This window comes from Flavobacterium difficile, from assembly GCF_011392115.1.
GTDB classification, from domain to species: Bacteria; Bacteroidota; Bacteroidia; order Flavobacteriales; family Flavobacteriaceae; genus Flavobacterium; species Flavobacterium difficile.
Genome location: NZ_JAAJBT010000002.1, coordinates 305213 through 324208, shown reverse-complemented (window position 1 = coordinate 324208; position 18996 = coordinate 305213). Strand labels below are relative to the sequence as shown.

Genomic DNA, 18996 nt, shown 5'->3' with positions numbered 1-18996 from the left:
ATGAATAAATTACTTTTTTTTATTATATTTTTGAGCTTTAGCACAAAGGCACAAAACAAAGAATATGTTTTAGACCCTAGTGGAAATAAATGTTCCTTTCAATATCTTTTTAAAAAATATCCAGACCAAGCTATAGCTTTTAGAATGACTAAAGATAGTGGAAGAGTTTTTCAAGCTTCAGCTCCTAAATATGAAGTGTTTTACTCAAACTATGATTCTTTAAAAAAATATTTCCCAATAAATACAAATAAAAACTCTAAGGATTCCATTACATACTTAATTCAATTTTTTTATAAAAACGACTACACCTTTACTGATGAAAAAAATAATTTTATAGATAAAAGTGATTCTTTTGTACTTTTTTTGAAAGATGTAAAGCAAAAAGTTGAAAAAAAACATAAAAATACTAAAGTTTTATATGTCTTTGAAAAAGGTATTTCTATTTCAAATATTAATCACAATAAAGATTTTGTTATAGATGAAGATAAAATATTAAAAACTTACTTTTTTACGCAATCAATCCTTTGTGGGTCGTTTCTCATAGTTAAACCGAACGGACAATCTTTGATAAGAAATGGAGAATATCGTTTAGATTTTATGGCAGAGCATTTAAAACCAGAAATATGGAATACAATGTTTTTAACAACAAATGTTAATGAAAAAACTAGTGAAAAAGAATAAAGTGTAAAATTTAAATTATCTTTGTAAATCTTTTCATTTAAACATAAAATGGACATCAACCAAAATCAAGAAACGGTTAAAAACGTTTTCACCAAATACCTTGAAGAAAAAGGACATCGTAAAACGCCTGAACGCTATGCTATACTTCAAGAAATATACGAAAATCAAGAGCATTTTGATATCGAATCTTTGTACATCAAAATGAAAAACAAAAATTATCGTGTTTCTCGTGCTACCTTATACAACACCATCGAATTATTATTAGATTGTAAATTAGTGCGACGTCATCAATTTGGCCAAAATCAGGCACATTACGAAAAATCTTATTTTGACAAACAACACGACCATATAATTTTAACAGATACTGGTGAAGTAATAGAATTTTGCGATCCACGCATTCAGCAAATCAAACAAACCATGGAAGAAATGTTCGGAATTACTATTGAAACACATTCCTTATATTTTTACGGAACAAAAAATAAATAACAACTAAATTAACCCTGAATGCAACGATTTCAGGACAACACAAACAACAACACAATGAATGTAGACTTACTACTTGGATTACAATGGGGTGACGAAGGAAAAGGAAAAATCGTCGATGTATTAACTTCAAAATACGACATTATTGCGCGCTTTCAAGGTGGACCAAATGCCGGTCACACACTTGAGTTTGACGGAATTAAGCATGTTTTAAGAACCATTCCATCTGGAATTTTTCACAAAAATAATGTAAATATTATCGGAAACGGTGTGGTAATGGATCCTGTTGTGTTTCAAAAAGAACTTGAAGGACTAGAAAAATTCAATTTAGACATCAAATCAAAATTACTACTTTCTAGAAAAGCACATTTAATTTTGCCAACACACCGTTTATTAGATGCCGCTTCTGAGGCTTCAAAAGGAAAAGCAAAAATTGGTTCTACTTTAAAAGGAATTGGTCCTACGTATATGGACAAAACCGGTAGAAATGGTTTAAGAATAGGCGATTTAGAAATGGCTGATTTTCAAGAAAAATATCGAGCTTTAGCTGATAAACACGAAGAAATGATTAAGTTCTACAATGTAGAATTGCAATACAATCTTCCAGAAATGGAAGCAGAATTTTTTGCAGCAGTAGAAGAATTAAAAACCTTAACTTTCATTGATTCTGAAGAATATTTAAACAAAGCCTTAAAAGCAGGAAAAACAATTTTAGCTGAAGGGGCTCAAGGTTCCTTATTAGATGTAGATTTTGGAACTTATCCTTTCGTAACATCTTCAAACACAACTGCAGCTGGAGCTTGTACTGGTTTAGGTATCGCGCCAAATAAAGTAAAAGAAGTTTTCGGAATTTTCAAAGCGTATACAACTCGCGTAGGAAGCGGACCATTTCCAACTGAACTTTTTGATGAAGTGGGTGCCAACATGGCAAAAATTGGTAACGAATTCGGTTCGGTTACTGGTCGTGCGCGTCGTTGTGGTTGGTTAGATTTAGTTGCTTTAAAATATGCAGTTGAAGTTAATGGTGTAACCGAATTATACATGATGAAAGGTGACGTGTTATCCGGTTTCGAAACCTTAAAAGTTTGTACAGCTTACCAATACAAAGGTGAAACATTAAAACATTTCCCATACAACATTGAACCAGAAAACGTACAACCAATCTATACAGAAATGAAAGGTTGGCAAGCCGATTTAACTGGAATGACCACTTATGAAGAATTACCAACAGAATTAAAAACCTACATCGAATTCATAGAAAAAGAATTAGAAGTGCCAATTAAGGTAGTTTCAGTTGGACCAGACAGAACACAAACCATCACAAGATAAATTTATACTAAACTTTTTTTAGTAACTAAAATCCCGAGCCATCGGGATTTTTTATACCTAAAAACGACCATAATCATATATTATTTCGTCGCGCCTTCGTGTCTTTGTGGCAAAAGCTGTGTCTTTTAAAAAAAACCATAAAAAATTCTTAAACCGTATTCGTATTTCTACATTTTACTTAAATTTGACAAAAATTAGAACCTTGAAAAAATATATATATTCTTGTCTTTTGTTATTTGCAGTTGTATTGGCAAAAGCTCAGACTACAGTTCAACCCGTTCCTTCAACAAATCCGAATGCTATAAGAATATTGCATTCCGATTTTATTGATAAAAATCAATTAGAAATTCCTGGAGCCATTATATTTACAGGAAATGTTCAAGTACAACACAATGGCGTACTAATCAATTGCAACAAAGCTTATCATTATACCGATGAAGATTACATTAAGGCATTTGGAAATGTACAATTAAACCAAGGTGATACCATTGTGATGAACAGCCGCTATGCAGAATACGATGGAAAAACATTACAAGCCTTCGCAACTGGAAATGTAAATTTACGTTCGCCTGATTCTAATTTAACAACGGATACCATTCATTTTAACAGAAAAACCCAAGAAGCTTATTACACGAGCTGGGGAACAATTATTAACAAAGAGAATACTTTAAGAAGTAAATCAGGAAGATACTATTTGAATAGCAAAAAATATTCATTCAAAACAGCAGTAACTGTTGTAAATCCACAAGTAACTATCAAAACTAATAATTTAGATTTTTACGACAACTCTGGACATGCTTATGTTTACGGACCCAGCACGATAACTAGTAAAGAAAATGTAATTAATACCACAAAAGGATTTTACGACACCAAAAATGATGTGGGAAAATTATTAAATAAATCGAATATCGTATACAATAATCGGAAAGTAGAAGGCGACATTATTAATTACGACCGGAAGAAAAATTTTGCAAAAGCCACAAATAATGTCAAAATTACAGATACAATTAATAACATGATTGCGACCGGACATTATGCAGAGGTATTCAGAAATATTGGCGGAACAAAAAAAGACTCCATGTTTATTACCAAAAAAGCGTTAGTAAAAACGTTAGTGGAAAAAGACACGATGTTTTTACATGGTAAGAAAATATTAGTAACTGGTCCGCAAGAGGATAGAACCATTAGGGCTTTCAATAATGTGCGATTCTTCAAAACTGATATGAGTGGAAAATGTGACTCTATTCATTCGAATAATAAAACACAACTTACCAAACTAATTGGAAGACCCGTAATTTGGAACAATGACAATCAAATGACAGGTGATGAAATTCATTTAGTTGGAAATAATAAAACTGAAAAACTCGATTCTTTAAAAATTTTAAACAATGCCTTTTTAATTCAAAAAGACACCATTGGTGAAGACAATTTTAATCAAGTTAAAGGACAATTCTTGTACGGAAAATTTAGAGATAATAAACTTTACGAAGTCGATTTAATTAAAAATACCGAGAAAATTTATTTCATGTATAACGATGACAATGAACTAGTTGGAATAGACAAAGGTGCTTCTAGTAGTATTAATATGCAATTGGAAGATAATAAAATCATCGAATTAACGTCTTTCAATAAAACAGAAAGCGACACGTATCCTGATGAAGATTTTCCAAAAAACTCAAGGCGCTTTAGAGGATTTGTCTGGCGAATTGAAGAGAAAATAACTTCTTTAGAAAATATTTTTCCAGAAGAAGAAAAAGCCATCGATGATAAAATTAAAATCGAAACCAAAAAGAAAGAAAAAGAAGAAAAGAAACCCATGGAAGTTATGAAAGAAACTACGGATTATGGGAAGAAAGAAGGTAAAAAAGAGCCAAGTAAAAAGAACCAAGTAAAAAGAGCCAAGTAAAAAGGCAAAAGTGAAAAGTAAGAAATGAAAATAAACGTTAATCTTTTTAATTCTATTAGTACATTTTCATTATTATTTGGTATAGTTTTTTGTACTATCATTTTTTTTAATCTTCATGAAAGTATAGCTTTAAATTTTAAAAGTAATTATTTTGTAATTTCAAAAACACTAATTCTTACTGTTTCAATTATATATTTTTCAATTATAACATTAGGATATTTTATTAGAACCAAACAATTAAATCCAAATCTAAATAAAACACACAATTTAATATCTATATTTTCTTTAGTTTCTATGCTAATCTTAATATTGTTTTTACAAGAGAGTCCGGAACCTCATGATATAATAAGCTTGATTAAATCTTCTGATTCTAATTCAAAAATTGAAAAAGCAATTTGGGTTTTATTACCTATATTTCTTCTAAGTCAATTATTATTTATTATTAATTTTATAATGAGTTTTTTACGCAAACCCTTTTAAACTTTTAACCTCATAAACTTTTAAACTAACCATGTTACAAGATTTCTTTAAATATCAAGCGCAAACCTCTCCTCACCCATTAGCTATGGAAATTTCTCATGCTAAAGGATCTTATATTTACGACACTTCTGGAAATAAATATTTAGATTTCGTAGCTGGAGTTTCGGCTTGTAGTTTAGGACATCAAAATGAGCGCGTAAATAATGCCATAAAAAACCAATTAGACAAATATTCTCACGTAATGGTGTATGGCGAATATGCACAACATCCTGCCACTGAATATTGTAAATTATTAGCCCAACATCTTCCCCATCCTCTTAATAAAATCTATTTAGTAAATTCTGGAACTGAGGCTACAGAAGGCGCTTTAAAATTAGCTAGAAGAGTAACTGGAAGAAGTCAGCTTATTTCTTGTCATAATGCTTATCATGGTAATACAATGGGAAGTTTAAGCGTGATGGGTTTCGAAGAACGCAAACAAGTATTTCGACCTTTAATTCCAGATGTAGATTTTATTACGTTTAATAACGAAGAAGACATTCAAAAAATCACCACAAAAACGGCTGGAATTATCTTAGAATCTATTCAAGGTGGTGCCGGATTTATTCAACCACAAAACGATTTTCTAAAAAAAGTTCGTGCTCGTTGTACAGAAGTTGGTGCGATGTTAATTATAGATGAAATTCAACCCGGATTTGGTCGAACCGGAAAATTATTCGGATTTGAAAATTACGATTGCGTTCCAGACATTTTAGTCATCGGAAAAGGAATGGGTGGCGGAATGCCTGTTGGAGCATTTGTGGCTTCCGAAGCGCATATGGATTTATTATACGACAATCCGAAATTAGGACATATTACTACTTTTGGTGGTCATCCCGTAATTGCAGCCGCCTGTTTAGCAACTTTACAAGAAATTACCGAAACCAACATCATGGCGGAAACCTTAGAAAAGGAAAAGCTGTTTAGAAAATTATTAGTGCATCCCTTAATCAAAGAAGTAAGAGGAAAAGGCTTAATGTTAGCTGCTATGACAGAAAGTCCGAATATTACCAACGAGGTTATTTTAAGATGCCACAAACGCGGATTGATTTTATTTTGGCTTTTATTCGAAGGAACTGCAATCCGAATTACCCCGCCATTAACTATTTCAAATGAAGAAATTGAAGAAGGCTGCAAGTTATTATTGGAAGTTATGAATGAAGTTCAGGCTTTACATCTTTAATACTTCATTTTTGCTTGAAACACAGATTATTGAAATTGTATTAATTTTTCTAATTTATCTTCCTATTTTGTTGATTTTGAGCTCGAATTTTGTTAATTAAATTGTTCAAAACATAGACTTGGCAAGAAAATTGCGAGCATTTAATTACGTAATTTTATTACAGAAACTTTAAATAGTTATTGCTATGAATATGAGTCATAATGAAGAAGAAGAAGAAAACAATTTATCGCTTTCTAAATTTGAGTCGATGCTGAAAACCAACAAGGTCTTTTTCTTTGATTCAGAAGAATTCGAAGACATTGTTTTACACTATATGGATACGGGAAGAATCAATCTAGCTAAAAAAGCATTACGATTGGGCTTGGAACAACATCCGAAATCTACAGGTTTAAAGCTAGTTCATGTTGAAATATTAATTTATGATGACAAAGTTGAACAAGCTGAAAAAATTCTGAATGAAATTGCTTTATTAGAACCTACCAATGAAGAAGTTTTTATTCAACGTGCGAACATTTGCTCTAAAAGAGATCAACACGAAAAAGCAATTGAGTATTTAAGAGAAGCTTTACGATACACAGATGACGAAGCAGATATTTATTCTATGATTGGAATGGAATATTTGTTTATGGACAACTTAGAATTGGCAAAAGACAACTTCATTTTATGTTTAGAAAATGATGATGAAGATTATTCTGCTTTATACAACGTGGTTTATTGTTTCGATTTTTTAGATCAGAATGAAGAAGCTATTGTGTATTTAGAAAATTTCATCGATAAAAATCCATATAGTGAAGTAGCTTGGCATCAGTTAGGGCGTCAATTTTATGCATTAAAAAATTATGAAAAAGCAGTTTGGGCTTTCGATTATGCATGTTTAATTGACGAAGGATTTTTAGGCGCTTTTTTAGAAAAAGCCAAATCGTTAGAAAAACTTAAACGCTACCATGAAGCCATTGATTGTTACAACATTACAATTGAATTAGACGACCCAACTTCGTTTGCTTATTTACGAATTGGTAAATGCTATGAAAAACTTGGAAATAATGAACAAGCCTTAAATTTTTATTTAAAAACCGTTCACGAAGACCCTTTATTAGATAAAGCTTGGTTAGCCATTACCGATTTTTATATCAAACAAAAAAACTACCAAAAATCGTTATATTACATCAATAAAGCAATTGGAATTGATGGCGAAAACTCGCTATATTGGAGAAGATATGCCAATATCAACCAATATTTAAATTTCTTTGAGGAAGCAGAAGAAGGCTACAGAAAAGCATTTGAAAATGGCGATATAGAATTAGACAATTTCCTTTGCTGGAGCGATGTTTTATATGTTTTAGGAGAAGTTTCTGCAGCCTTAGAAATCTTAATTCAAGCTCAAGAATTGTATCCGAACGAATCTGAAATTCAATACCGAATGGTAGGTTTATATTATAACATAGAGGAAGAATTTAATGCCCTTGAAGCTCTAAATTTAGCTTTAACAACGGATTATAACAAAAACTATATTTTAAAAGATTTATTTCCTCATGTTTGGGAATCAGAAAACGTACAAAAAACAATTAAAAATCATACAATTTAAGCCTTATTAATGGAATTTATCGACTTCTTATTACACTTTTTAAAAGATCCTTTAACCGTAATCACACAACTAATTGACCAATACGACACCTTAATATATTTCATTTTATTCTTAGTAGTTTTTGTAGAAACTGGCTTTGTAATTATGCCGCTTCTACCAGGCGATTCAATGCTTTTTGCCATTGGAGTGATTGCAGCAACAACAGGAAAATTAAGCTTAGCCATCATCATACCTTTATTAATTTTAGCCGCACTTTTAGGAGACAACTTAAATTATTTTGTGGGACAAAAATTTGGAGAACTTATTAAAGAAAAGAAGAAAATTTTGTTTTTAAAAAGAGAATACATTGAAAAAACAGAAGATTTCTTCGAAAAAAATGGAGGAAAAGCAGTAATTATGGCACGCTTCGTTCCTATCGTTAGAACCATTGCTCCTTTTGTTGCAGGTGCTGGAAGCATGAAATATAAAACATATATTATCAATTGTATTTTAGGTGCAATACTTTGGGTAGCGGGTATCACATTCATAGGCTATTTCTTGGGCCAATTTGAAATTGTAAAAAATAATTTTGAAAAAGTTGTTTTAGGTATTGTTATCCTATCAATTTTACCTATTTTTATTAAAATTTTAAAATCAAAATTGAAAAAATGAAAAATATACTATTTCTTTTCGTACTAATTGTTTCAAATTTATCTTTTGGTCAATGTCAGAAATGTGCCTCAATTACTGAAGCATCTAAAGAACCTGAAAAAGTAAATTATTTAATTCTTAATGAATATGCAAATCCAAATGTTGTTTTAACTAGTTTTCCTAAGGAAATTGAAACGTATAAAAATCTTGAAATTTTATATGTAATCAATCAAAAAATTAAAGAAATTCCTGAATTTATAGGTAATTTTTCTAAATTGTATGAAATAAATTTTTCTGGCAACCAATTAGAAAAACTTCCTAATACGCTTTTTGAATTAAAGAACTTAAAAAAAATTACTTTAAGAAATAATAACTTTTCCAGCGAATATTTAATTGAGTTAAAGAAAAAATTTTCGAATAAACTTCCAAATACAACCGTTATTTTAGAATAATTTTCTTGATTAAAGTTGGTGTTATGAAAAAGAAATCTCTTAAAAAGCAGCGAAAGTTTGGACTTATTGGGAAAAACATTAGTTACTCCTTTTCTAAAAAATACTTTACAGAAAAGTTTGAAAACAATCACTTTCACAATTGTGAATACACCAACTACGACATTCAAAATCTTAAAGAAATTTCCGAGATTATTAAAAACACAAAAGGCTTGGTAGGCTTAAATGTAACAATACCTTATAAAGAAGTTGTGATACCTTTTTTAGATAAAATTTCTAAAAACGCAAAAAAAATTGGAGCGGTTAACTGCATTTCCATTTCAAAAAATAAAAAAATAAAAGGATACAATACCGATTATTACGGTTTTAAAAAAGCCTTAACGCCTTTACTTAAAAAACATCATAAAAAAGCCTTAATTTTAGGAACAGGTGGCGCTAGTAAAGCTGTAGCATTCGCCTTAAAAAAATTAAAAATTGAATATGATTTTGTATCAAGAAACCCTTCAGAATACGAAATAGGTTACAACGAAATTAACGCAGCTGTTTTTAACGAATATCAAATAATAATAAATACCACACCACTCGGAACTTTTCCAAATGTAACTGATTTACCAAAGTTAGACTACTCTTTATTTACAAACAAGCACATTGCTTTCGATTTAGTGTACAATCCTGAAGAAACCGCCTTTTTAAAAAAAGCCAGAAAAGCAGGAGCAACAACTAAAAACGGGCAAGAGATGCTTATTTATCAAGCAGAAAAGGCTTGGTTAATCTGGAATAAGTAACAATTCATGATATAATGGAAATATTTCTTTGAATTTTCCACGTGTTTTGGTATCTTCGAACCCTAAACTTAAGCATTATAACATGTTAGAAGAATTGAATGATAGCCTGCAACAAGCAGATGGACAAGAGCAAAACGCTTCAATAGAAAACAGCACAATGGAATCTGCAACAAATGAAATTGAAATTCAGGAAACCGAAGTAACTGAAAAACAATCTTTTACTGAAGAAACAGCCACGAAAGCTGTTGTTTCTGCACAAGAAGAAATAGACAATCATTTAGCGGAAGCTAATGAAGAAGGTGCGATTCCTGCCGATTTAGAAATTGCGTCAAAAGAGTATGAAACGCTTACAATGGAAGAATTAGTAGACGAATTGTCAACACTTGTTGGACATGAAAAAGCACTACTTTTCAAAAACCAAATTGAAGATGTAAAAAAAGCGTTTTTAAACCAATATCATCACATGATTGAGGAAAAACGCAAAGCTTTTTATGCTGAAAATGAAGCAGATGCAGAATTTGAATATCATTCTCCTCTTAAAGTAAAATTCGATCAATTTCTTACTACATATCGAAACAAAAAAAATAGTAATTTTAAGAATATTGAAAATCAGTTAAAACAAAATTTAACCGAAAGAACGAACTTAATTGAGGAATTAAAAGCTTTAATTGCAAGTACTGATTCTAATATATCAGACATGTTTAAAAAATTCAACGAAATCAGAGAACGTTGGAAAAATACTGGAGCAATACCTAAAGACAAATATAATTTAGTGTGGAATAATTTCCATTTTCATGTTGATAGATTTTACGAAATTGTACATTTAGATAGAGAAATTAGAGATGCCGATTTTAAGAATAATTTAGAACAAAAACTAGAAATCATTGCTAAAGCCAAACTATTAGTTGATCAACCAGATATTAACAAATCGTTCCGAGAATTACAATTATTACATCGTGTTTGGAAAGAAGAAATCGGACCAGTTGATAAAGAAAATAGAGAAAAAATTTGGTTAGAATTTAGCGAAATTACAAAGTTACTTCATGACAAACGTGAGGCAATAACTTCACAATTTAAAGAAAAAGAACAAGAGAATTTAACCCATAAAAATGAAATTATTGCACAAATAAATGCATTAAGCAACGAAAAAGTAGCAAATCATGCAGAATGGCAAAATCAAATTGTTAAATTAGAAGCTTTACGAGACGTTTTCTTTAAAACAGGTCGAGTTCCAGCTGAAGCAACAGAAGAAACTTGGAGTAATTTCAAAAATGCAGTTCGCAATTTCAATGCGACCAAAAATGCTTTTTATAAAGATATTAAAAACGAACAACACCACAATTTAGAGTTGAAATTAGCCTTAATTGAAAAGGCAAAAGCAAATGTAGATACCGAAGATTTCGAATCAACAACTCCAATTATGAAGCAAATTCAAGAAGATTGGAAAAAAATTGGACACGTGCCAAGAAAACAATCTGATGAAATTTGGGAAACTTTCAGAAAAACCTGCAATGCATATTTTGATAGACTTCACGATTCTAGAAAAGAAGAAATTGCAATTGAAGTTGAAGCCTTCGAAAAGAAAAAAGAATATTTAGAAACCCTACGAACTTTTGAATTAGTAGGAGAACACAAAACAGATTTAGAAGCCATAAAAGCTCATATTGCCACTTGGAAAGAGTTTGGAAAAGTGCCTCAAAATCGTCGTCATATTGAAGGAAAATTCAATAAAATTTTAGATGCTTTGTTTGAAAAATTAAGTTTATCTAAAAAAGATTCGGAAATGATGAAATTTAGTAACCGTTTAGATCAACTTTCGGAAGGAAACGACCAGAGAGCCATTATAAACGAACAAATTTTCATAAAAAGAAAAATTGATGAATTAAAAAACGAAATCAATCAATTAGAAAACAATATCGGTTTCTTTAGTAACGCAAAAGGAAACAATCCGTTTGTAAAAGAAGTTCAAAAGAATATTGAAAAACATAAAGAAGAATTACAACTTTGGAAAGACAAATTAAAAAAGTTAAACGATATTTAATGTAAGAAAGACTGTGAAAGCAGTCTTTTTTTATTTTACTAAATAATATATTTGATTCCATCTTTAAAAATTATTACACTACTTAAAACAAAAAACTCATAAACCATGAAACTAGAACTATATCAAATAGATGCTTTTACCAATAAAATCTTCGGAGGAAATCCAGCCTGTGTTGTACCTTTAACGGAATGGTTACCCGACGAATTACTTCTACAAATTGCAAAAGAAAATGCAGTAGCAGAAACTGCTTTTTTTGTAAAAAAAGGAGAAAAATTTCATTTGCGTTGGTTTACGCCAGATATTGAAATGGATTTGTGCGGACATGCTACTCTTGCTACTGCACATTGCATAAAAAGTATCTTAAATTATCCGAACTCAACAATATTTTTTGAAACGCTCAGCGGCGACTTAACAGTTGAAGTTGAAAATGATTATTATTTTTTAGATTTTCCTTCTAGAATGCCAATTGCAAGTGAATTGCCTGAAACCATATCTAAAGCCTTAAATATTCAACCTAAAGAAATTTATAAATCTAGAGATTATGTTTTAGTATACGACAACCAAGAAGCTATCGAACACATACAAATAAATAGACATTTTTTCGATCAAATTAATTTAGGACATGGTGGAGTTATTGTTACTGCAAAAGGAAATACCTGCGATTTTGTATCCAGATTTTTCACACCACAAGCTACAATTTTGGAAGATCCTGTAACCGGTTCGGCACATTGTTCTTTAATTCCCTTTTGGGCTACACGTTTACAAAAAAACGAACTTAAAGCTATGCAATTATCTAACAGGATTGGAAAATTAAATTGTACAAACAAGGAAAATAGAGTCGTAATTAGCGGTCAAGCAAGAACCTATTCTGTTGGACATTTTTGGATTGATTAAAATAATTTAACTAAAATATTATCAAATATGAAATAAATAGATTAAGAACTCTTAAAAGTTAAAATAAATACTTACATTTATACAATTATGTTACATCAAGTAAATAATCCTTAAATCAATCGTATTAAAAACTATCCATTTTATTAACAATAATTAATTTGAAAGTAAAAACACAATACCATCAAGACGAGTTAGTGGTTTTAATTAAGAATCGAGACCAAAAAGCATTTTCCTACTTATATGATAATTATTCAAAGGCCTTATTTGGTATAGTTTTTGGTATAATTAAAAACTATGAAGAAACAGAAGATTTAATTCAAAACACCTTCATTAAAATTTGGAATAATTTTGAAAATTATGATTGTGATAAAGCACGACTTTATACTTGGATGATTAACATTGCACGTAATGTGGCTATCGATCATTTAAGATCCAAAAAAAATAAAAATCAAAACCAAAATATTTCAAATAATGGAAAAGAAATTAATCGCATCTTTACAGAAGATCTATCTTCTGAAACGATTGGATTAAAAGAAGTCGTTGACAAATTAAAAAATGAAGATCTACAATTAATTGATCTTGCTTATTACAGGGGATTTACACAGCTAGAAATAAGTGAAAAACTAGCTATTCCTTTAGGAACGGTAAAAACAAAAATGAGAAAAGCCTTACTCGTTTTAAGAGACCAATTAAAAGAAAAGACAGAAGAAAAATAAAATGGATACAATAGAAAATTACATAAATTCAGGAATCTTAGAATTATACGTTTTAGGTTTAACTTCTGAAGAAGAAAATACTGAAATTAGTGAATTAGTTGCAATTCATGTTGAACTTAAAAGAGAAATCGAAGCGATTGAACAGGCATTAAATGTTTATGCTGAAAAAATAGCTCCTGAAATTTCTGAAGCTACCAAAGAATGGATTATGACTACCATAAATTATACAGAAAGACTACAAAATGGTGAAGAAGTTGCTAATCCTCCAAGGCTGAATAAAAATAGTAAAATTGAAGATTTTGATACTTGGTTAAAAAGAGACAATATGCAAGCTCCTGATGATTTCGATGCACTTCATGCTAAAATTATTGCAGCCACACCAGAAGCAAAAACACTAATTGTATGGTTAAGATACGGTGCACCACCAGAAGAACACACCAACGAAATGGAACACTTTTTAATAGTTGAAGGAACCTGTGACATAACAATTGGAGAACAAGTACATCATCTTATTCCAGGTGATTATTTATCCATCCCTTTATATGTAGATCATGATGTTAAAGTTACTTCTTCCTCACCATGCAAGGTCATTCTACAACGTGTAGCCGCTTAAAATGTAAATAGAAACGCTCAAAGTCAACCGATTTTGAGCGTTTTTTTTAAGAATTGATTGCTAAAAAGTACCATTTCAATTTTAAAATTTAAAATTGCATCTTCACTTTCGTTTCCCCTTTTCTTTATCTCCCAATTTCTCCATCACCTTATCTCACTATCTACCTACTTCCTGCTCCAATTACAATTCATCCTTAAAAAATTACAGTTCGGTAGTTTTAAATTTCGTATTTGAATATTCTGGTGCAACTTTGCTTCATCAAAAAACAAGAACTAGTAAAAAGGCATTTTCAACATAAATGTCAATTTCAAAAAAAAATTAAGAATTAACTAAACAATTAAAATTTAGAAATCATGGTAAAATTTATTACAACATTAGCATTAGTATTGGTAAGTTTTGTAGCAAGTGCACAAACACAATTTGAAAAAGGAATGGGAAGCGCTTTAAAATTATGGGGCGAAGGAAAAAACACAGAAGCAATTGCTCAATTTGAAAGAATTGCCTCTGTAGAAAAAACAAACTGGTTACCTAAATATTACATTGCTGCAATTAACACTTTTCAATCATTTCAAGAAAAAGACAAAGTAAAAATCAAAACGTTATTAGAAGCAGCTCAAAAAGCACAAGATGAAATTAATACATTAGCACCAGAAAACGCAGAAGTTATTGTTATGCAAGCTATGATTCATACGGGTTGGATTATGTATGATCCTATGATAAATGGACAAAAGTTATACCCAGATGTGTTATTTTTATATGGAAAAGCAGAAAAAATAGCACCTCAAAATCCAAGAGTAGTTTTTAATAAAGCAAGTTTTGAAAAAGGTGGTGCCGAATATTTTGGTGAAGATACTAAGCCTATGTGTGAAAAAATAAAAGCTTCTATTGAATTATTTGCTACTTTTAAACCAGAAACACCATTTCACCCAACATGGGGTTTAGAAAGAGCGAAAGAAGCAGCAGCAAAATGTAATTAATACAAAATTTGAAAAGATGATAAAGAATAAGTATATAAGAGAATTTCCAAGAGCAATTGTGATAGGATTTAGCGTTTTTAGTGTAATCGTTTTAATTAATTTTTTAAACGGAGATGACGTTTCATTTGATCATAAATTGAAATTAACTCTCTTATATACTTTACTTTACAGTGTTTCATTACACCTAGCAAATACCACTTTATTTATATTTTTAGACGGTTTTTTTAAGGAAGAACGTTTTTCAAAAAAGAGAATTTTTATCGGATTTATTTCTTCATTTTTTCTTTCAACACTGGTAATATTTTTATTGCGTGTTTTTGAAAATGTACTAATAGAAGGAAAAACATTATCTGAATTTTTAGCTAAAGAGACGCCATCAAATTATATTGTTTCGTCGATTTTTACGTTCATTATTTTACTAATTGTTCATTTTATATATCTATACAAATGGTATCAAGAAAACAAATTAAAAGAACAAAAAATCATCGCAGGTTCTGCTTCTGCTCAGTTTGAAAGTTTAAAAAATCAAATTGATCCGCATTTCTTATTTAATAGTTTAAATGTATTGAGTTCGTTAATAGAGGAAAATCCAGATGCAGCACAAAAGTTCACCACTTCATTGTCAAAAGTATACCGTTATGTATTAGAGCAAAAAGATAAAGAACTGGTTTCTGTTGAAGAAGAATTAAAGTTTGCCAAAACGTACATGAATCTTTTGAAAATGCGTTTTGAAAACAGTATCACTTTCGAATTACCTGAATTTGAAAATGACGAAGCAAAAGTGGTTCCGCTTTCGTTACAGTTATTGTTAGAAAATTGTATTAAGCATAATATAGTAAGTGAAAAAAAACCACTACATATTAAAATATACATTGATAAAAACGAACTTATCATTGAAAATAATAAACAAATTAAAGAAGTTTTGCAAGACAGAAAAGGCGTTGGATTGCAAAATATTGTGAGTCGATATGCCATTTTAACTAAAAGAAAAGTAATCATACAAGAATCGGAAACCATTTTTAAAGTGAAATTACCAATTCTTACCAAACAAATAATATCTATGGAAACAAAAGTTATAGCTTCAGAAAACATGTCTTATATAAGAGCAAAAGAACGTGTAGAAAAATTAAAAGGATTTTATGGAAATTTAATTTCTTACTGTACAGTGATTCCTATTTTAATTCTTATCAATATGAACACCTCAAACTTTCAATGGTTTTGGTTTCCTATGTTAGGTTGGGGATTCGGATTAACCATGCATGCCATTGAAACATTCGGATACGGAAAAGCTTGGGAAGAAAAGAAAATTAGAGAAATTTTGAATAAAGAAAAACAGGATAATAAAAATTGGAACTAATGATGGAAAATAATAATAATAATAATAATAATAATAATCAAGAATACGAAAGATATCAAGCAGCTAAAAAAAGAGTTGCTGAAATTAAAGGTTGGTATGCCAATTTAATTTCTTTTGTTTTAGTAATTTCATTTTTGGCATTTATAAATTTAAAATATTCACCTAATCATTTATGGTTTTATTGGCCCATGTTAGGTTGGGGAATTGGGGTTGTTTTTCATGCCATTGGTGTATTTAAAATTGTTCCTTTTTTCGGAAAAGATTGGGAAGAAAAAAAGATTCAAGAATTTATGAATCAAGAAAAAAAACAAAATGAAGATCGAATTTCAAATCTCTAAAACAGATAAAATGAATAATAGTAATCAGTGGTCAAAAAAAATACTTTCAAACTAACTAATGGCTAAAAAAATTAAATAATATGACAACTCAAGAAGAAATAAAATATCTAGAAGCACAAAAACAAGTTCAAAAAATTAAAAGTTTCTATACACACTTAATTATTTTCATTATTGTAAACGCTTTTATTATCATTAAAAAAACCCAAAACATAGACGAAGGTGAAAGCATTTGGCATGCCTTTAAACTTGCTTTTTTCTGGGGAATTGGTTTAGTTTTTCATGGACTAAAAACATTTGATGTAATGCCTATTTTTGGAAAAAATTGGGAAGAAAGAAAAATCAAAGAAATGATGGATAAAGAAAAAAATCAAGAACGTAAATTTCAATAAGATCAATTCAAACACGGATCGGAGAAACTATAGAAATTGATAAATGCGGTTTAATCTGTATTGCATTAAAAAACATAAAAAAAATTAAAACTAAAAATTATGACAACTCAAGAAGAAATCAAATACCAAGAAGCACTTAGTAGAGTAAAAAAAATCAAAGGGTTTTATTCTCATGCAGCTGTTTATGTAGTAATTAATATTGCAATCATTTATTTTAACATTAGTAATTTAAAAGAAGGTGAAAGTTATTTTCAATATAAAAATTTCTTGACAGCATTCTTTTGGGGAATTGGATTACTTTCTCACGGATTATCAGTATTTATGCCGAATTGGATTATGGGTGAAAATTGGGAAGAACGAAAAATAAAAGAATTTATGGAAAAAGAAAAACAAAATAAAGAAATGTGGCAATAATTTAATTTGTTAATTTGCCGAAAATTTTAAATAAAAAAGCATGAATATTATCATAATAGAAGACGAAAAACCAGCTGCAAGATTATTACAACGTAAAGTAGAAAAATTAGGTTTAGAAGTAATGTTGATGTTACATTCTGTTGAAGAAGCTATTTCATGGTTTCAAAATAATTCACATCCCGATTTAATTTTTTTAGACATACAATTATCTGATGGCTTATCGTTTGAAATTTTTGAAGCTATTGATATTAAAAGTGCTGTGATTTTTACAACAGCTTATGATGAATATGCATTACGCGCCTTTAAATTAAACAGTATTGACTATTTACTAAAACCAATAGACGAAGAAGATTTAGAAATTGCTGTGAATAAATTTAAAGCCAGAACTTCTACGCAAAGCATTTCTTTAGATTTTGAAGCGATAAAACGAATGTTAGTCAATCCGGCAGAAAAAGAATACAAAAAACGCTTTTCAGTAAAAATTGGCACTCAGTTAAAAGTAATTACGATTGATGAAATTGAATGCATATATAGTGAAAACAAAGGCACTTACATTCATACGTTAGAAAATAGAAACTATTTAATTGATACATCTTTAGAAGTCATAGAAAAAGAATTAAATCCGCATCAGTTTTTCAGAATAAGTCGAAAATTTATCATCCCGTTACAATCTGTTAAAGAAATTCAAATGTATTCGAATTCGCGATTAAAAATTATTCTACCAACTTATAAAGATGATGAAGTAATTGTAGCCAGAGAAAAAGTAAGCGATTTTAAAACTTGGATCAATTAATTATTTACCAAAACATATTTCCTAATTCCAATAATTAAGACAATTGGAAGCGTAAATAAAATAAAGAATGGAACAATATATTGCAAAAATCCTAATGGCAACATAACAGCAATTATTAACAACTGAAAACCTAATCCGTAAACAGAAACTAGTGTCATAAACCAATTAGGCAATGATTTTACTTTGTAAGCATCTTGATCTAAAAAATGTATAATTCTATCAAAAACACCATATACGATGGTGTAAATTTTAAAAAGAATATTCACTGATTTTTGACTTTCACCAGGTAGTGCTTTCGGAGTTTTATATTCGAAAACTTTACTGGTTGTATCGCCACCAACTGATTTATTTCTTAAAATTACATAATAGTAATTGTATAAAGTTCCTTGTAGCTGAATGCCAAAAAATGCCAGAAGTGCATACCAAATTGTACTTTCAGAAACGTAACAAATGGTCATGAAAATGAAAAAATTCAAAATAATATCGAAAACACTATCTAAATATCTTCCTACATAAGAAGGTGTATTTTTTAAACGAGCTAATTCGCCATCAGCTGCATCAATCCCAGATTTTAAAACGATAAAAAATCCTGCCCAAAAATAATTTCCATTCAAAATACAACCGATAGCAATTAAACCAGATATTCCAAATAATAAAGTAACGTGTATCGGTGTAAAACGAGTATTTTTTAAACTATTGGCTAAAAACTTTCCAAAAGATCTTCCATAATCTGATAAATCTAAAAATTTATCCTGCGCTGCGAGTTTTGACATTAAAAAAAGTAATCACTAAAATGCGACAATATAGTCAGACGACAAATATAGTTTATTTTTAAAGCTTTTTTATTATAATTTTATGTTAATCTGATAGAAACTTGCAAACTAAGTTACTAAATTCGTAACAAGAATTAATCA

General features: G+C 29.7%; 20 protein-coding genes. 19 read left to right on the top strand and 1 reads right to left on the bottom strand.

The genetic code is table 11. The annotated features are described in order from the left end of the window. From G4D72_RS04465 to G4D72_RS04375, 19 genes are all read left to right on the top strand, one after another. Positions 1-681, top strand: a complete 681-nt coding sequence (locus tag G4D72_RS04465) for a hypothetical protein (RefSeq protein ID WP_166076411.1) — start codon at positions 1-3, stop codon at positions 679-681. 48 nt (positions 682-729) lie between these two features. Further along, positions 730-1167: a Fur family transcriptional regulator gene (locus tag G4D72_RS04460; protein ID WP_166076410.1), complete on the top strand. Its 438-nt coding sequence runs from the start codon at positions 730-732 to the stop codon at positions 1165-1167. Positions 1168-1221: 54 nt separating this feature from the next. Next, positions 1222-2493 carry an adenylosuccinate synthase gene (locus tag G4D72_RS04455; RefSeq protein ID WP_166076751.1) on the top strand — a complete coding sequence of 424 codons (1272 nt, stop codon included), beginning with the start codon at positions 1222-1224 and terminating at the stop codon, positions 2491-2493. A 202-nt stretch (positions 2494-2695) separates the two neighbouring features. After that, positions 2696-4399 (top strand): OstA-like protein, encoded by a 1704-nt coding sequence (locus tag G4D72_RS04450; RefSeq protein ID WP_166076409.1) that lies wholly within the window; start codon positions 2696-2698, stop codon positions 4397-4399. A 511-nt stretch (positions 4400-4910) separates the two neighbouring features. Beyond that, a complete protein-coding gene (locus G4D72_RS04445; RefSeq protein ID WP_166076408.1) occupies positions 4911-6101 on the top strand; it encodes an aspartate aminotransferase family protein in 1191 nt (396 codons plus the stop codon). 190 nt (positions 6102-6291) lie between these two features. Beyond that, positions 6292-7686: a tetratricopeptide repeat protein gene (locus tag G4D72_RS04440; RefSeq protein ID WP_166076750.1), complete on the top strand. Its 1395-nt coding sequence runs from the start codon at positions 6292-6294 to the stop codon at positions 7684-7686. Positions 7687-7695: 9 nt separating this feature from the next. Further along, positions 7696-8337: a VTT domain-containing protein gene (locus G4D72_RS04435; RefSeq protein WP_166076406.1), complete on the top strand. Its 642-nt coding sequence runs from the start codon at positions 7696-7698 to the stop codon at positions 8335-8337. Next, entirely contained in the window at positions 8334-8768 is a 435-nt protein-coding gene (locus G4D72_RS04430) for a hypothetical protein (RefSeq protein ID WP_166076405.1), read from the top strand. The genes G4D72_RS04435 and G4D72_RS04430 overlap by 4 nt, the downstream gene beginning before the upstream one ends. 23 nt (positions 8769-8791) lie before the next feature. Beyond that, complete coding sequence (locus G4D72_RS04425) at positions 8792-9550, top strand: shikimate dehydrogenase family protein (protein ID WP_166076404.1); 759 nt, start codon at positions 8792-8794, stop codon at positions 9548-9550. 82 nt (positions 9551-9632) lie between these two features. Next, positions 9633-11591, top strand: a complete 1959-nt coding sequence (locus G4D72_RS04420) for a DUF349 domain-containing protein (RefSeq protein WP_166076403.1) — start codon at positions 9633-9635, stop codon at positions 11589-11591. 105 nt (positions 11592-11696) lie between these two features. Beyond that, positions 11697-12485: a PhzF family phenazine biosynthesis protein gene (locus G4D72_RS04415; protein WP_166076402.1), complete on the top strand. Its 789-nt coding sequence runs from the start codon at positions 11697-11699 to the stop codon at positions 12483-12485. 158 nt (positions 12486-12643) lie between these two features. Continuing rightward, positions 12644-13201: an RNA polymerase sigma factor gene (locus G4D72_RS04410; RefSeq protein ID WP_207784856.1), complete on the top strand. Its 558-nt coding sequence runs from the start codon at positions 12644-12646 to the stop codon at positions 13199-13201. Between the two features lies 1 nt (position 13202). Further along, positions 13203-13814, top strand: a complete 612-nt coding sequence (locus G4D72_RS04405) for a cupin domain-containing protein (protein WP_166076401.1) — start codon at positions 13203-13205, stop codon at positions 13812-13814. 353 nt (positions 13815-14167) lie between these two features. Next, positions 14168-14791, top strand: coding sequence for a hypothetical protein (locus G4D72_RS04400; RefSeq protein ID WP_166076400.1), 624 nt, complete (start codon positions 14168-14170; stop codon positions 14789-14791). A 16-nt stretch (positions 14792-14807) separates the two neighbouring features. Then, positions 14808-16148 (top strand): histidine kinase, encoded by a 1341-nt coding sequence (locus G4D72_RS04395; protein WP_166076399.1) that lies wholly within the window; start codon positions 14808-14810, stop codon positions 16146-16148. After that, positions 16148-16486: a 2TM domain-containing protein gene (locus G4D72_RS04390; RefSeq protein ID WP_235922447.1), complete on the top strand. Its 339-nt coding sequence runs from the start codon at positions 16148-16150 to the stop codon at positions 16484-16486. The genes G4D72_RS04395 and G4D72_RS04390 overlap by 1 nt, the downstream gene beginning before the upstream one ends. Before the next feature lie 80 nt (positions 16487-16566). Continuing rightward, positions 16567-16875 carry a 2TM domain-containing protein gene (locus G4D72_RS04385; RefSeq protein WP_166076398.1) on the top strand — a complete coding sequence of 103 codons (309 nt, stop codon included), beginning with the start codon at positions 16567-16569 and terminating at the stop codon, positions 16873-16875. A 99-nt stretch (positions 16876-16974) separates the two neighbouring features. Next, positions 16975-17289, top strand: a complete 315-nt coding sequence (locus tag G4D72_RS04380; protein ID WP_166076397.1) for a 2TM domain-containing protein — start codon at positions 16975-16977, stop codon at positions 17287-17289. A 40-nt stretch (positions 17290-17329) separates the two neighbouring features. Continuing rightward, positions 17330-18082 carry a LytR/AlgR family response regulator transcription factor gene (locus tag G4D72_RS04375; protein WP_166076396.1) on the top strand — a complete coding sequence of 251 codons (753 nt, stop codon included), beginning with the start codon at positions 17330-17332 and terminating at the stop codon, positions 18080-18082. Here G4D72_RS04375 and G4D72_RS04370 read toward each other — a convergent pair. Continuing rightward, a complete protein-coding gene (locus G4D72_RS04370) occupies positions 18079-18855 on the bottom strand; it encodes a CDP-alcohol phosphatidyltransferase family protein (RefSeq protein ID WP_166076395.1) in 777 nt (258 codons plus the stop codon). The two genes, G4D72_RS04375 and G4D72_RS04370, sit on opposite strands and share 4 nt — an antisense overlap. Positions 18856-18996: the final 141 nt, after the last annotated feature.

What these genes read in the sequence shown, in the direction of transcription:
- G4D72_RS04425 (WP_166076404.1), top strand. Translation starts at nt 8,792, where the DNA reads ATGAAAAAGAAATCTCTTAAAAAGCAGCGAAAGTTTGGACTTATTGGG.
- G4D72_RS04465 (WP_166076411.1), top strand. Translation starts at nt 1, where the DNA reads ATGAATAAATTACTTTTTTTTATTATATTTTTGAGCTTTAGCACAAAG.
- G4D72_RS04435 (WP_166076406.1), top strand. Translation starts at nt 7,696, where the DNA reads ATGGAATTTATCGACTTCTTATTACACTTTTTAAAAGATCCTTTAACC.
- G4D72_RS04430 (WP_166076405.1), top strand. Translation starts at nt 8,334, where the DNA reads ATGAAAAATATACTATTTCTTTTCGTACTAATTGTTTCAAATTTATCT.
- G4D72_RS04395 (WP_166076399.1), top strand. Translation starts at nt 14,808, where the DNA reads ATGATAAAGAATAAGTATATAAGAGAATTTCCAAGAGCAATTGTGATA.
- G4D72_RS04460 (WP_166076410.1), top strand. Translation starts at nt 730, where the DNA reads ATGGACATCAACCAAAATCAAGAAACGGTTAAAAACGTTTTCACCAAA.
- G4D72_RS04375 (WP_166076396.1), top strand. Translation starts at nt 17,330, where the DNA reads ATGAATATTATCATAATAGAAGACGAAAAACCAGCTGCAAGATTATTA.
- G4D72_RS04400 (WP_166076400.1), top strand. Translation starts at nt 14,168, where the DNA reads ATGGTAAAATTTATTACAACATTAGCATTAGTATTGGTAAGTTTTGTA.
- G4D72_RS04385 (WP_166076398.1), top strand. Translation starts at nt 16,567, where the DNA reads ATGACAACTCAAGAAGAAATAAAATATCTAGAAGCACAAAAACAAGTT.
- G4D72_RS04405 (WP_166076401.1), top strand. Translation starts at nt 13,203, where the DNA reads ATGGATACAATAGAAAATTACATAAATTCAGGAATCTTAGAATTATAC.
- G4D72_RS04415 (WP_166076402.1), top strand. Translation starts at nt 11,697, where the DNA reads ATGAAACTAGAACTATATCAAATAGATGCTTTTACCAATAAAATCTTC.
- G4D72_RS04455 (WP_166076751.1), top strand. Translation starts at nt 1,222, where the DNA reads ATGAATGTAGACTTACTACTTGGATTACAATGGGGTGACGAAGGAAAA.
- G4D72_RS04420 (WP_166076403.1), top strand. Translation starts at nt 9,633, where the DNA reads ATGTTAGAAGAATTGAATGATAGCCTGCAACAAGCAGATGGACAAGAG.
- G4D72_RS04370 (WP_166076395.1), bottom strand. Translation starts at nt 18,855, where the DNA reads ATGTCAAAACTCGCAGCGCAGGATAAATTTTTAGATTTATCAGATTAT.
- G4D72_RS04380 (WP_166076397.1), top strand. Translation starts at nt 16,975, where the DNA reads ATGACAACTCAAGAAGAAATCAAATACCAAGAAGCACTTAGTAGAGTA.
- G4D72_RS04390 (WP_235922447.1), top strand. Translation starts at nt 16,148, where the DNA reads ATGATGGAAAATAATAATAATAATAATAATAATAATAATCAAGAATAC.
- G4D72_RS04445 (WP_166076408.1), top strand. Translation starts at nt 4,911, where the DNA reads ATGTTACAAGATTTCTTTAAATATCAAGCGCAAACCTCTCCTCACCCA.
- G4D72_RS04440 (WP_166076750.1), top strand. Translation starts at nt 6,292, where the DNA reads ATGAGTCATAATGAAGAAGAAGAAGAAAACAATTTATCGCTTTCTAAA.